Annotated in this window: 10 protein-coding genes; 6 read left to right on the top strand and 4 right to left on the bottom strand. The window is 70.4% G+C overall.

The window, feature by feature from the left end:
- Window positions 1-5 precede the first annotated feature (5 nt).
- From hpaB to ACFWJW_RS02530, 3 genes are read left to right on the top strand one after another with little or no spacing between them, the layout of a single operon-like run.
- On the top strand, window positions 6-1,505 hold the full coding sequence (hpaB, locus tag ACFWJW_RS02540; RefSeq protein ID WP_387233785.1) for a 4-hydroxyphenylacetate 3-monooxygenase, oxygenase component: 1,500 nt from the start codon (window positions 6-8) through the stop codon (window positions 1,503-1,505).
- On the top strand, window positions 1,495-2,052 hold the full coding sequence (locus tag ACFWJW_RS02535) for a flavin reductase family protein (RefSeq protein ID WP_387233782.1): 558 nt from the start codon (window positions 1,495-1,497) through the stop codon (window positions 2,050-2,052). Before hpaB ends, ACFWJW_RS02535 begins: the two co-directional genes overlap by 11 nt.
- 37 nt (window positions 2,053-2,089) lie before the next feature.
- Window positions 2,090-5,326, top strand: coding sequence for a BTAD domain-containing putative transcriptional regulator (locus ACFWJW_RS02530; RefSeq protein WP_387233779.1), 3,237 nt, complete (start codon window positions 2,090-2,092; stop codon window positions 5,324-5,326).
- Here ACFWJW_RS02530 and ACFWJW_RS02525 read toward each other — a convergent pair.
- Genes ACFWJW_RS02525 through ACFWJW_RS02510 form a run of 4 tightly spaced genes read right to left on the bottom strand, consistent with a single transcriptional unit; the run spans window position 5,223 to window position 8,877 of the window.
- Entirely contained in the window at window positions 5,223-6,014 is a 792-nt protein-coding gene (locus tag ACFWJW_RS02525; RefSeq protein ID WP_387233776.1) for a 2-keto-4-pentenoate hydratase, read from the bottom strand. The two genes, ACFWJW_RS02530 and ACFWJW_RS02525, sit on opposite strands and share 104 nt — an antisense overlap.
- 9 nt (window positions 6,015-6,023) lie before the next feature.
- Window positions 6,024-7,136: a 4-hydroxy-2-oxovalerate aldolase gene (gene dmpG, locus ACFWJW_RS02520; RefSeq protein WP_387233773.1), complete on the bottom strand. Its 1,113-nt coding sequence runs from the start codon at window positions 7,134-7,136 to the stop codon at window positions 6,024-6,026.
- 5 nt (window positions 7,137-7,141) lie between these two features.
- Window positions 7,142-8,071 carry an acetaldehyde dehydrogenase (acetylating) gene (locus ACFWJW_RS02515; protein WP_387233771.1) on the bottom strand — a complete coding sequence of 310 codons (930 nt, stop codon included), beginning with the start codon at window positions 8,069-8,071 and terminating at the stop codon, window positions 7,142-7,144.
- Window positions 8,068-8,877 (bottom strand): 2-keto-4-pentenoate hydratase, encoded by an 810-nt coding sequence (locus ACFWJW_RS02510; RefSeq protein WP_387233768.1) that lies wholly within the window; start codon window positions 8,875-8,877, stop codon window positions 8,068-8,070. The genes ACFWJW_RS02515 and ACFWJW_RS02510 overlap by 4 nt, the downstream gene beginning before the upstream one ends.
- A 261-nt stretch (window positions 8,878-9,138) precedes the next feature.
- Here ACFWJW_RS02510 and ACFWJW_RS02505 point away from each other — a divergent pair, with 261 nt between their 5' ends.
- The 3 genes from ACFWJW_RS02505 to ACFWJW_RS02495 all read left to right on the top strand — a co-directional run bounded on the left by ACFWJW_RS02505 (window position 9,139) and on the right by ACFWJW_RS02495 (window position 12,794).
- Complete coding sequence (locus ACFWJW_RS02505) at window positions 9,139-10,134, top strand: pseudouridine-5'-phosphate glycosidase (RefSeq protein WP_387233765.1); 996 nt, start codon at window positions 9,139-9,141, stop codon at window positions 10,132-10,134.
- A complete protein-coding gene (locus tag ACFWJW_RS02500) occupies window positions 10,134-11,750 on the top strand; it encodes an MFS transporter (RefSeq protein ID WP_387233762.1) in 1,617 nt (538 codons plus the stop codon). Before ACFWJW_RS02505 ends, ACFWJW_RS02500 begins: the two co-directional genes overlap by 1 nt.
- Before the next feature lie 303 nt (window positions 11,751-12,053).
- Window positions 12,054-12,794, top strand: coding sequence for a hypothetical protein (locus ACFWJW_RS02495; RefSeq protein ID WP_387233759.1), 741 nt, complete (start codon window positions 12,054-12,056; stop codon window positions 12,792-12,794).
- Window positions 12,795-12,877 lie beyond the last annotated feature (83 nt).

Genomic DNA, 12,877 nt, shown 5'->3' with positions numbered 1-12,877 from the left:
ATCACATGGGTGCGCGCACTGCACAGGAATATCTTGAGGGCCTCAGGGACGGCAGAGAGGTCTGGATCGGCGGGGAATCGGTCAAGGACGTCACCTCCCACCCCGCCCTGCGCCGCGGGGCGAGTTCGCTCGGCGGCTGGCTCGGCCGGCAGCACGAGGCGGAGCTGCGGGACGTTCTCACCTTCCCCTCACCCGAGTCGGGGGAACGCGTCGGAATGTCTTTCCTGCGCCCTGCGACCCAGGAAGACCTGGGCAAGCGTTCCGCCGCCTTTCTGGAAGCCGCACGATGGAGTGGCGGAATGCTGGGGCGCACGCCCGACTACCTCAATTCGTCGATCATGGCGCTGGCTTCGGCCTCGGAGTTCTTCACCGCGGTCAACCCCGAGTTCGGCCGGAACATCCAGGCGTACTTCCGCCATCTGCGGGAGAACGACGTCGTGCTCACCCACACCCTGGTGAATCCGTCGGTCAACCGGCGGCTCACCGATCAGGGAATCCCCAGCGCACAGGTCGCCCTACAGATCGTCCGGCACACCGACCGCGGCATCGTGGTGCGCGGGGCACGGCTCCTCGCCACGCTCGGTCCGCTGGCCGACGAACTCCTGGTGTTCCCGTCCACCTCGCTCAAGGACGACCCGTCGTCGACCCGCTACGCCTTCGCGTTCGCCGTGCCCTGCGCCACCCCCGGTCTGCGCTTTCTGTGCCGGGACAGCTACGACACGGGCCGGTCGGCCTTCGACGCCCCGCTCTCCGCGCGGTTCGAGGAGATGGACGCCGTCGTCGTGTTCGACGATGTCGAGGTCCCCTGGGAACGGATCTTCCTGCTGGAGGACCCGTCCTCGTGCAACTCGGTGCATTCCGCGACGAATTCACTGATCCACATGATGCATCAGGTCGTCTGCAAGAACATCGCGAAAGCCGAGTTCATGGTGGGGCTGCTGTGCGCGATGACCTGGGCCAACCAGCGTGACCGCGCCCCGCAGACACAGGCGCAGATCGCCGAGGCGATGTGTGTGGTGGAACTGATGAAGGCATGTCTGACCGCGAGCGAGGCCCACGCCAGGCCCGACCAGTGGGGCACGATGACGCCCGACCGGATGCCGCTGGACGCCGCCCGCAACGTCTTCCCGCAGCAGTACCAGCGGCTGGTCGAGCTGGTCCAGCTCCTCGGCTCCAGCTCGCTGATGGCCACCCCCGCGCAGGCCGACCTGGCCTCGGCGGTCGCCGGTGACATCGAGACCTACTTCGCGCTGGAGAATCTCGAATCCCCGCAGCGCATCGGGCTGTTCCGGCTCGCCCAGGACGTCGCCGTATCGGGCTTCGGCGCCCGGCAGGCGCTCTACGAGCGCTTCTTCTTCGGCGCACCGGAACGGGTGGCGAGCATGCTGTTCCAGGCGTACGACAAGGAACCCCTCACCAAGAGGATCTTCGACTTCCTCGGCCGCCCGGACGGCCTCGCCGAGGCGCAGCGCGACACCGTATCGGAGGCCAACGATGGACGCTGACTCCTTCCGCCGGGCGCTGGGCACCTTCCCCAGCGGCGTGACGATCGTGACGAGCACCGACGCGAACGGCGCGGCATGGGGCATCACGGCCAGCGCCTTCTGTTCCGTGTCGCTGTCGCCGCCACTGGTGCTGTTCTGTCCGGCGGTGTCCGCACGCTCCCACGACCTGCTGCGCCGGGCCGAGCGGTACGCGATCAATGTGCTGCGGCCCGAGCACCGCACACTCGCCCTGCGGTTCGCGACGGCCGGCGCCGACAAGTTCGCGCGGGCCGGATTCCGCACCGAGGACGGCGTTCCCGTCCTGTCCAGCGCGCTGGCCAGTCTGGTCTGCCGGGCATCCGCCCGGTACGACGCCGGCGACCACAGCATCCTCGTCGGCGAGGTCGAAAGCGTGCAGGTGAACGACGGGCTGCCGCTGGTGTACTTCGACCGCGAATTCCGCGAGCTCTCCCCCGCGCCGCTCCTCGCGCCACCGGGCCGGGTGGACCGCTACCGCGACCTGCCGCTGTTCGAGACGGACGGTGCCGACGGAAGCCATGCCGCGTGACAAAGGGGCCGCTGACCGGGGGTGTTACCCTTCTCACATGCGAGTTCAGCTGCTCGGCCGGCTGGAAGTCCACGACGCGGACCAGCTGGTTCCGCTCGAAGGGCCCCGGCAGCGGACCTTGCTGGCCCTCTTGGCGCTGCACAGCGGAAGGGCGGTCTCGACCGACCGCATCCTCGCCGAGGTCTGGGGCGAGGACTCGCCCTCGCACCCCGCGAACACGATCCAGGCTCAGATCTCGCGGCTCCGGGCGCTGCTGGGCAGCAAGCGGATCGTGACCGAGAGCGGCGGCTACCGGCTGGACGTGGACCGCGAACACGTCGACGTCTACCGGTTCGAGGCCCTGGTGGCGGCCGGCCGCACGGCGCAGAAGTCCGGTGAGCCGACGGCCGCTGCCGCCACCCTGTCCGAGGCGCTCGCCCTGTGGCGCGGTCCCGCCCTGGCCGATGTCCTGGACATGGGCTTCGCCCGGACCGAAGCCGGCCGTCTCGACGAGTTGCGGCTCATCGCTCTGGAGAGCCGCATCGAGGCGGACCTCGCCGTGGGCCGCCATGCCGAGGTCATCCCGGAGCTGTCCGCTCTCACCGAGGCACACCCGCTCCGGGAGCGCTTCTGCGCCCTGCTCATGACCGCGCTGTACCGCGCCGGCCGCCAGGCCGAAGCCCTGCGCGCGTTCCGGCGGACCCGCACCCATCTCGTCGACGAGCTGGGGGTCGACCCGAGCGAGGAACTACAGCGGCTGGAGCAGCGGATACTGATCCACGACGCGGGCCTGCTCGGGCCCGCTTCCTCGCCGGTCGCCCCGGCCGCGCGGGCCACGGGCAACCTCCGAGCGCCCCTGACGAGCTTCGTCGGACGTCATGACCTGGTCGACCAGGTGCGGCAGTTCATCCGTTCCTGGCGGCTGGTCACCCTGACCGGGGCCGGCGGGACCGGGAAGACCCGACTGGCCCTGGAAGCGGCCGACGCCGCCGGCCTGGCGCTGCCCGATGGCGTTTGGGTGGTGGAGCTGGCGCCGGTCTCCGAACCGGACCGGGTCGCCAGCGCGGTCCTCCAGGCCCTCGACGTCAGGTCGCAGCCGTCCACCACCATGCAGGCGGCGCCCGCTCCGGGCACGGTACGGCCCGCCGTCGAGCGTCTGCTCCAGTACCTCCAGGAAAAGCAGCTGCTGCTGGTGCTGGACAACTGCGAACACCTCGTCGAGGCCGTCGCCGAGCTGGCGGAAGCACTGCTGCGGGACTGCGGACGGCTGCGCATCGTCACCACCAGCCGGGAGCCGCTCGGGGTTCCCGGAGAGATGCAGCTGCCCGTTCCCCCCATGCGCTACCCCGGTCCGGCCGAAGAGGACCCCGAAGCCATCGCCGGCCACGAAGCGGTCCAGCTCTTCGTGGAGCGTGCCCGTGCCGTCAGTCCCGGCTTCCGGCTGTCCGAAGGGAACGCCGTACAGGCCGCGGAGATCTGCCGCCGGCTGGACGGCATTCCGCTGGCGATCGAACTCGCCGCCGCCCGCACCAAGACCATGTCCCCCACGGAGATCACCCACGACCTGGCCGACCGCTTCAGCCTGCTCACGGGAGGCTCCCGCACCGCGACCGCGCGTCACCGCACCCTGGCGGCGATGGTCGACTGGAGCTACGAACTGCTGTCCCCGGCGGAGCGGTCGGTCCTCGACCGGCTCTCGGTGTTCTCGGGCGGATTCACCGTCGACGCGGCAGCGGCCGTCTGCGCCGACCTGCCGGAGACCGCCCCGGCGGCCGTGCGGGACTGCCTCGACCGCCTGGTCAACAAGTCCCTGGTCACCGCCGAGGTGGCCACCGGCGACCACGCGCGCTACGAGATGCTGGAGACGATCCGGGAGTACGGCACCGCACGGCTGCACGCCACCGGTGACTACGCAAAGGTGCGGGACCGGCACGCCGCGTACTTCCTCACGGTCGGTGAGGAGGGCGGCCGCCGGGTCCGCGGGCCGGAACAGCCCGCATGGCTGGCCACCCTGCAACGTGAGACGGGAAATCTCGACACCGCCCTGGACTGGCTGCTCGGACAGGAGGAGGCCGAGGCGGCCCAGCGGCTGGCGGGCGCACTCGCCTGGTACTGGTGGATCCGCGCCGAGCAGCAGAGCGGCATCCGACGGCTGCTCGCCGCGCTGGAGCTGGACGGCAGCGACATCTCGCCCACCGTCCATGCCCTCGCGCTCGCCTGGGCCTCCCACCTCGCGCAGAACGCCCACGACCTCGACGCCGCCGTGCGCCTCGGCCGGAGGGCCCTGGACGTCGGCTCCGCGGCCGGCAGCTCCGACTCCGATCTCGCCCTCGCCTCCGCCTTTCTGGCACATGCGCTGATGCGCCAGGGGGAGCACGACGAGGCCGCACCCCATATCGCCCGTGCCTTCGACGGGCTGGACGAGGACACCGACCACTGGGTGCTGGCGAGTTCGTACCTCGTCGCCGGACTCGGTGCCTTCTGGCAGGGCCAGGTGGAACGCGCCACCGATCTGTTCACCCACGCCCTGACGCACTACCGCCGCAGCGGCGACCAATGGGGAGTGCTGCGCGCGCTGTTCCGCCTCGGTGCGGTCAGCGAATGCCGCGGTCGCTACGAGGAGGCCACGGCGCTCGCCGACGAGGGGCTGGGCCTGGCCCGGCGCCTCGGGCTGGCCGAGATGGTCGCGGCACGGCTGGCCGACCTGGGGCGGCTGGCCATCCTCCGCGGCGAGCCGGACGCCGCCCGTGACCTGTTGCACGAGTCGTTGAACACCGCTGCCTGGGTCGGTGCCGAAGAGCCCGCCGCCAGTGCCCGCAACAGCCTGGGCATCCTCGTGCGCGCCGAGAAGGACCTGGAACGGGCCGGTGCCCTGCACACCAGCGCCCTGGAGTCCTACGAGCGCATGGCTCTGTCCAGGGAGGCAGGGATGTCCCGTATCTGCCTGGGCCTGGTGCTGGTCGACCTCGGAAAGACGGCGCAGGCGCGGGAGTGCTTCGAGGGCGCCGTCGCCACCGGCAAGTCGGTGCACGACCCTTGGATGCTGGCCATGGGTCTCGAAGCCCTGGCCCGGACGGTCTGCCTGACCGACCGGCAGCGCGCCGCCGGCCTGCTGGCCCAGGCACGGCAGCTCCGCGACGAGACGGGAATGCCGACTCCGGCCTGGCTGGCCGACGACGTGAACCGCACCGTCAAGGCCGTGGAGAGCCGGTCGCCATCCCCACCGACGCCGAACCCAGTGACTCGATCACCGCACGCACCTGCGCCCCCGAGTGCAGCGGAACCGCCGCGGTAGCTCCGCCGGCAAGTACCACCCACCCCGCCCGCAGGGGCATCCCGGCCCGCCCGGTCAGCTGTGCCGCGGCGACCAGCGAACGCCATGGATCCCCGAGGATCGCCGCGGTGGCCCCGGCCTCGGCGATCCGGCCGTCCACCTCCAGGAGCACGCCGAGGCAGTCCAGCGACGGCGGCACGGCCCGCCAGGCACCGAGGACGAACCCGGCGGCGGACGCGTTGTCGGCCACCACATCCGCCAGGGTGAAGCGGAAGTCCTCATACCGGGAGTCGATGATCTCCAGGGCGGGGGCGACCGCGGTCACCGCCGACGTGATCGTCTCCGGCGGCGCGTCAGCGGGGATGTCGTGCCCGATCAGGAACGCGACCTCGGGCTCGACCCGCGGATGGATGTAGTGGTCCGGAGCGATCCGGTCCCCCTCCGGGAGCAGCATGGCGCTGGTCAGACGGCCCCAGATGACCTCGTCCACACCCATCTGTGCCATCTTCTGCCGACTGGTGAAGCCCATCTTCACGCCCACCAGACGTTCGCCGCGGTCCAGCCGCCGGGCGACGGCCAGCTCCTGCACTGCGTAGGCGTCCGCGACACTCAGCGGAGCCTCTTGTGAGGGCTGCGAGGTGGCCTCACCCCGCCGGGCCGCCTCATCGAGCCGCGCGGCGAGCCGTTCCCTGGGAGTCCATCCACTCATGGCGACCTCTCACGCGTCGTCTGCGGTGTGTGCTTGGTTGCCGCGATCGCGCGCCAGGTCGAGCGCCACGTCCACGATCATGTCCTCCTGGCCGCCCACCATCGCCCGGCGGCCCACCTCGACGAGGATCGAGCGGGCGTCCACCCCGTGCCGGCTCGCGGCGCGTTCGGCGTGGCGGAGGAAGCTCGAATAGACGCCGGCATAGCCGACCGCCAGGGTCTCCCGGTCCACTCGGACCGGACGGTCCTGCAACGGGCGGACGAGATCGTCCGCGGCGTCCATGAGCGGGAAGAGCTGACAGCCGTGCCGCCAGCCCATCAGGGTGGCCGTGGCGATGAAGACCTCAAGCGGAGCATTGCCCGCTCCCGCACCCTGGCCCGCCAGCGCGGCGTCCACCCGGCGGGCGCCGTGTTCAACGGCCACCACGCTGTTGGCGACCCCGAGGGAGAGGTTGTGGTGGGCGTGGATCCCGATCTCGGTCTCCGGTCGCAGCACCTCACGGTAGGCACTGACCCGCGCGGCGACCTCGTCCATCGTCAGCCGTCCCGCGGAATCGGTGACATAGACGCAGTGCGCGCCGTACGACTCCATCAGCCGGGCCTGCTCGGCAAGGACCGCCGGGGGCGCCTGGTGCGACATCATCAGGAAACCGGCCACATCCATACCGTGCTCCCGCGCCCAGGAGATGTGCTGGGCGGCGATATCCGCCTCGGTGCAGTGCGTGGCGACACGGACGCTGCGCACCCCCAGATCGTGCGCCTGTCGGAGATCGGCGATCGTGCCGATGCCTGGCAGCAGCAGCGTCGTCAGCCGTGCCCGGGTGAGCGTCTCGGCGGCGGCCTCGATCCACTCGGCGTCGGTGTGGGCGCCGTGACCGTAGTTCACGCTGGATCCGGCCAGACCGTCCCCGTGCGCGATCTCGATCGCATCGACCCCGGCCCGGTCCAACGCCCCGGCGATCAGCCGCACTTGATCCAGGCTGTACCGGTGCGCGATGGCATGCATACCGTCGCGGAGCGTCACGTCCTGGATGTAGAGATTCCGGCTGCTTTCCTTCGCCGTGCCCGTGGTCGTGTCCGTGGTCGTGCCCGTGGTCGTGTCCTGCGCTGCGACGGAATTCACCGTGCTCACCTGGCCGCTGCCTTTCTCCGGAGTTCCACCAGGCGCTCGGCTGTACGCACCGCGGCGGACGTCATGATGTCCAGGTTTCCGGCGTACTCCGGCAGGAAATGGCCGGCTCCGGATACTTCGAGGAAGACGGACACCTGGAGGCCCGTGAAGGAGCCACCGAGTGCGGGAACGCGCCGGGGACCGTCGACGCGCTCGAACTGCACGGCCTGTTTCAGCCGATAGCCCGGGACATACGCGCGGACGGCGGACACGGCGGCCTCCACCGAGGCGCTGATCGCCTCCGGATCCCCGTCCGGGCACAGGCAGTGCACGGTGTCCCGCATGATCATCGGCGGCTCGGCCGGGTTGAGGATGATGATCGCTTTCCCCCGGCCGGCGCCGCCCACCTGCTCGATCGCGCGCGCGGTCGTCTCCGTGAACTCGTCGATGTTCGCCCGGGTGCCGGGGCCGGCCGACCGCGAGGCGATGGTGGCCACAATTTCGGCGTACGCCACCGGTGCCATGTCATTCACCGCGGCCACGATGGGGATCGTGGCCTGGCCACCGCAGGTCACCATGTTGAGGTTCTGGGCGTCGAGTTGGTCGAGATTGACGTTCGGCACCACATACGGGCCCAGTGCGGCAGGTGTGAGATCGATGAGGGTCTTTCCCTGGGGGCTCAGCACCGCCGCGTTGTGCAGGTGCGCGCGGGCGGATGTCGCATCGAAGACGATCTCGATCTCCGCGGAGCCGGGCAGCCCGATCAGCCCCTCGGCGCCCGCCGCGGTGGTCGGTATGCCCAGCCGACGAGCGCGTGCCAGTCCTTCCGACGCGGGGTCGATCCCCGCCATGGCGGACATCCGCAGACTGCTCGACTGCCGGAGGATCTTGAACATCAGATCGGTGCCGATATTGCCGGACCCGAGAACGGCGACCGGTACTGTCATGAGTGCTTTCCCTTCGCGAACGCCGCTCGTACCGAACCGAGCCCGGAGACCTGTGCTTCATAGACGGTCCCGGGCGCCACGCGGACCATGGGGCCGAGGGCACCGGACAGGACCACATCGCCGGCGGCGAGCGGGTGGCCGGTCCTGGCCAGTCGGCGGGCGAGCCAGGTCACGGCGTTCACCGGGTGGCCCAGGCACGCCGCGCCGGCTCCGACGGACAGGGGTTCCCCACCGGCCGTCAGGACCGCTCCGCTCTCCCGCAGGTCCAGTCCCGCCAGCCGCCCCGGGGTCCCGCCCAGAAGGAACCGGCCGCTGGAGGCGTTGTCGGCGACCGTGTCGACGATGTCGATGTCCCAGGCGGCGACCCGTGAGTCGACCACTTCGATCGCCGTGACCACATATGCGGTGGCACGCAGCACGTCGGCCGTCGTCGTCCACTCCTCGGCAAGGCCGGTTTCCAGGACGAAGGCGACCTCCACTTCGATGCGCGGGTCGATCAGCCCGGTGAGATCGATTTCCTCGGTGTCGCACACCGCCATGTCGCCGAACAGCATCCCGAAATCCGGCTGATCGACACCCAGCTGCTGCTGCACTGCCGGTGAGGTCAGTCCGATCTTGCGCCCGACGAGCCGTCGTCCCTCGGACAGCGAGCGCCGCGTGTTCGCCTCCTGAACCGCGTACGCGGCGTCGATAGCGCCGGCACCCAGCAGTGCGCGGACCGGTTCACACGGCAGATTGCTCACCCGTGCGTTCCAGAGCCGTTGCGCCGCTTCCGCGATGCCGTCGTCATCAGTGCTCGGGAGCATGCTGAGGGCCCCTTTCGGCATTTTCCTGGCCGCCCGCATCCACTGATCGGGCGCCGGACATCCACACCCTGCTTCCCGGCTCTGTTGCCGGTCTGACATGGCGCTGACGGAACGGGTCGGCCGCGCGGCCGGGCGCGTCAGCCCGCCGTCAGGCACACCTCAGCCAGGGGGCCGACCCTTGGCGCCACTCCCGACACGAGCAGAGGCCACGGCCGGATTCCGACGAGGTGGCCGCGAGGTCCGGGTCAAGAAGGAGGAGATGTGCACCAGTTGCTACGCCTCAGTGACGAGGTCGAACAGGCTTTGCGGGAAGGGCGGCCGGTGGTGGCGCTGGAGACCACCGCCATCAACCACGGGCCGCCGTATCCGGGGAACCTGGAATGGGCGCTGGCCATCGGCCAAGCGGTGCGCGAGGGAGGTGCGACCCCCGCTCTGCTCGGTATCGCCGACGGACACTTCGTCGTGGGGATGAGCGAGAGCGATCTTGAGCGGTTCGCCGCGACCGAGCGCATTCCCAAGGCCAGTACGCGGGACCTCGGGCTGGTCCTGGCTTCCGGCGGTCTCGGAGCCACCACCGTTGCCTCCGCCTTGCTCATCGCCGGCCTCGCCGGGATTCCGGTGCTCTCGGCCGGCGGCATCGGAGGAGTGCACCGCAACGCCTCGGTCACCTTCGATATCAGTGCCGATCTACTGGAGTTGACGCGCCATCAGGTCGCCGTGGTGTGCGCGGGCGCCAAGAGCATTCTCGACGTGGGACTCACCCTGGAGTATCTGGAGACGCTGGGGGTGCCGGTCATCGGCTACCGGTGTGCGGACTTCCCGGCGTATCACTGCACCTCCAGCGGGTTCCCCAACCCGCAGCGAGCCGATGAGCTCACGGCCCTGGCATCGGCCATCGACCTGCACTGGCAGGCCGGGGCGACGGGATCGGTGGTCGTCACCTCGCCCATAGGAGCCGAGCACGCGCTGGACGGCGACCGCATCGAGCGGGCGGTCCACGGCGCCGTGCGGCAGGCCGAACGCGACGGTGTGCACGGCGCGGCGATCACCCCGTACCTGCTGACGGCCGTATCCGCGGCGACCGGGGGACGGAGTGCGGCGGCGAGCCGCGCCGTGCTGATCAGCACGGCGAAGCTGGCCGGACAGGTGGCCGGTGCCTTCACGGACCGCCAGGCGGCTGAGCGCGGTGCGGGCCGTGCTCCGGGACCAGGGCGGCCGACCGGCCAGGCCGACGACGCGTGGAAGCGAGTGAGATGATGACCAGCCCCGGAACCAAGGCCACTGAGGCCCGGCGCGGGCACTCCCCCGCCACCCGTAAGGCAACACTGATCACGAGCTGCCTGGCGGTGTGTCTCGCCCAGATCGCACTGGCCATGCCCGCGACCCTGAACGGGCTGTTCCAGGACAGCCTGCACCCGGTCGGCTCCCAGCTCACCTGGATCTCCGACGCGTTCTTGTTGCCCGTGACGGTACTGGAGCTGACCTTCGGTGTGCTGGGCGACCTCTTCGGCCGCAAACGGCTGCTCGTCGGCGGCACGGTCCTGATCGCCGTCGGCGAGGTGGTGGCGGCAACCGCCAGTGGTGTCCCCCAGTTGTGGGCAGGCCAGCTCGTCGGCGGCCTCGGCGCCGCGGCGCTGTTCCCCACCACGCTCGCCATGGTTGCGGCCGGCACCCACACGGCGCGCGACCGGGCCCGGGGCATCGCGGTCTGGACCGCCTCGCTCTCCACCGGCGGCTTCGTCGCCCCCGTTCTCGGCGGCATATCCGGAACGTACGGATCATGGAAGCTTTCCTTCGTGATCGTCGCCGCCCTGGCCGTGGTCACCGCGCTGGTCTGCCGGCTGCTCGCCGAGGACTCCAGCTCACCAGAGGGCCGCTCACTGGACTGGGGCGGCCAGATCACCATCCTCGTCGGCCTGTTCGCCCTGCTCTACGCCGTGATCCAGGGGCCGACCGACGGCTGGGGCTCCCCCTCGGTGATCGGTGCCTTCGTCGTCGCCGCGGTGTTCCTCGTACTGTTCGGCTTCGCGGAGCACCGGGCCTCCACTCCCCTGCTGCGCCTCGACCTGTTCCGCAACCGCGCCTTCACCACCGTCTCGGTCATCACCGTCGTCGGAATGTTCAGCTTCCTGGGCACCGCCTATGCGACCAGCATCCGCATCGGGGTGATCCAGCACCAGAGCCCCCTGCGGACCTCGGTTGCCTTTGTCCTGCTCGGCGGGTTCTCACTGGTGCTCACTCCGCTCGTCTCACGGCTCCTGGAACGGGCGAATCCGCGCTGGCTGCTCGCCGGGGGCCTGCTGCTGATGGCCACGGGCGACTTCTGGATGGCGACCCTGGACGTACGAGAGACCTCGCTCGGTGCGCTCTTCGCCCCGTTGGGCCTGGTCGGCATCGGCTATGCGTTCAGCGTCGCGTCGGTCACCGCCGTCGCCGTGAACACGGTGCCGATCCGCTTCACCGGTATGGCCAGCGCATCGACCAGCCTGCTACGGGACTTCGGCTTCACCCTCGGCCCGGCGCTCATCGGCGCGGTCGCCCTCGGCCATGCCTCCTCGGCGTTCCAGTCCCACCTGTCGTCCTCCTCGCTTGCCCCCGCGGCGAAATCCGCTGCCACAGAGGTGGCCCGGGCCGGCGGCCCTCTGGCGGTGAATTCGGTACCGCCGGACTCCGCGCCGGGACAGGCGGTGTCCCTGGCCCGGGACGCGCTGGGCCAGGGCTACTCGCTCGGGTACCTGGTCTGCGGGACGGCCGCGCTGGTGTCGTGCCTGCTGGCCATGACGGCCTTGCGGGGAGACTGGAAAGGCACCCCGGACACCGGGGAATCGCTGACAGCGGGCACCCCGGCAACTGCGGCCCCGGAGCCGCTGTAGCAGGACTGCCGGTGCGCACCGGCCCGGGGCAGGCGAACGGTAGCGCGGTGTGCACAACCGAGGAAGCCCCACCGGTACCGCCTGGTGGGGCTTCCTCGGTCGTGCGGATACTGCTGCCCTCGTCGCACAGCGGTCCGGGCGGAACTACACCTGGGCACGGGTCATGAGTCCCGCGAAGTCGGCGTACCGGCAGCAGGGGGTGCGGGGCCTCGAGTCGCCCGTCGTTGTTCGCCTATGGTGCGCGTGCGCTGGGCATCAAACTCCGCTGCCCCTTGTCGTGCGCGGCATCGCCGCCGGAGGCGGGTGGAACAGCCGGGTGCGGGTGCCGAGGGCGGACGATCTGGGGCCTTCCCGTTCCTCGTGGCCCTCGACGACCCCGCTGCGATCGGAGCGGAAGGCCCCGAGGTCGATCCCCTGAAGGTGCTGACCAGTCTGATCGGCCCGCAGGAGCCGTGGGTGAGTCCGCAGGAGGGCGATCTGTGGTTCGCCGCCGGTCTGGTGATCACCCATCGGCTGAGTTACGTGACGTCCTTTAGGGTCACGCACATGGAAGAACAGCAGCGCATGGATGAGCGGGAATGGGCGGACAACCCACGGCTGAACGCATGGACCGCCACACAAGCTGCCTCATTCGAAACGTGCTCCCCGTTCGACATGGGCGGATGGGACTTCAGCATCGAATCCCTTGACCCGCTCGAAGACCTGCTGCGCGGCCGGTTCACCTCCTACGAGGACATCAGGGCGGCCCGTGACAGCCAGCTCGTCACCCTCGCCGCCTGGTACCTCGGTGAAGTCCACATCCGCCACCACGGAGCACAGTGGCAGTGCCGGCCCGAACCCGACCCCCACGGCCTCGGGCACGATCAGCCCTACGTCACCATCCCCTTCGACCGCGCCGACGAACACCCCCCGGCCGACGACGACCCCGACCAAGACGGCCGCCCCCTCACACTCCCCGCCGACGAACTGCACGCCCTGTTTCTGCGCGGCCCCGATCACCACCTCCGCGACACGCTCACCCGCTACCGGCCCCGGGACTGGTGACCGGCACGCCCCGTCCTGCCCGGCTCACCGACACGACCGGCGCTCCCCAGATCGGGTCCGCTCCATCGGCCAAACCCAGCAGA

It is taken from the genome of Streptomyces sp. NPDC127097 (assembly GCF_042724075.1).
In the GTDB taxonomy this organism is placed as follows: Bacteria; Actinomycetota; Actinomycetes; order Streptomycetales; family Streptomycetaceae; genus Streptomyces.
This window is presented reverse-complemented; position numbering and strand designations above follow the sequence as displayed.

Bases quoted from the DNA above. Each gene is read 5' to 3' on its own strand.
- hpaB (WP_387233785.1), top strand. From the start codon at position 6: ATGGGTGCGCGCACTGCACAGGAATATCTTGAGGGCCTCAGGGACGGC.
- ACFWJW_RS02500 (WP_387233762.1), top strand. From the start codon at position 10,134: ATGACCAGCCCCGGAACCAAGGCCACTGAGGCCCGGCGCGGGCACTCC.
- ACFWJW_RS02510 (WP_387233768.1), bottom strand. From the start codon at position 8,877: ATGCTCCCGAGCACTGATGACGACGGCATCGCGGAAGCGGCGCAACGG.
- ACFWJW_RS02525 (WP_387233776.1), bottom strand. From the start codon at position 6,014: ATGAGTGGATGGACTCCCAGGGAACGGCTCGCCGCGCGGCTCGATGAG.
- ACFWJW_RS02535 (WP_387233782.1), top strand. From the start codon at position 1,495: ATGGACGCTGACTCCTTCCGCCGGGCGCTGGGCACCTTCCCCAGCGGC.
- ACFWJW_RS02530 (WP_387233779.1), top strand. From the start codon at position 2,090: ATGCGAGTTCAGCTGCTCGGCCGGCTGGAAGTCCACGACGCGGACCAG.
- ACFWJW_RS02515 (WP_387233771.1), bottom strand. From the start codon at position 8,071: ATGACAGTACCGGTCGCCGTTCTCGGGTCCGGCAATATCGGCACCGAT.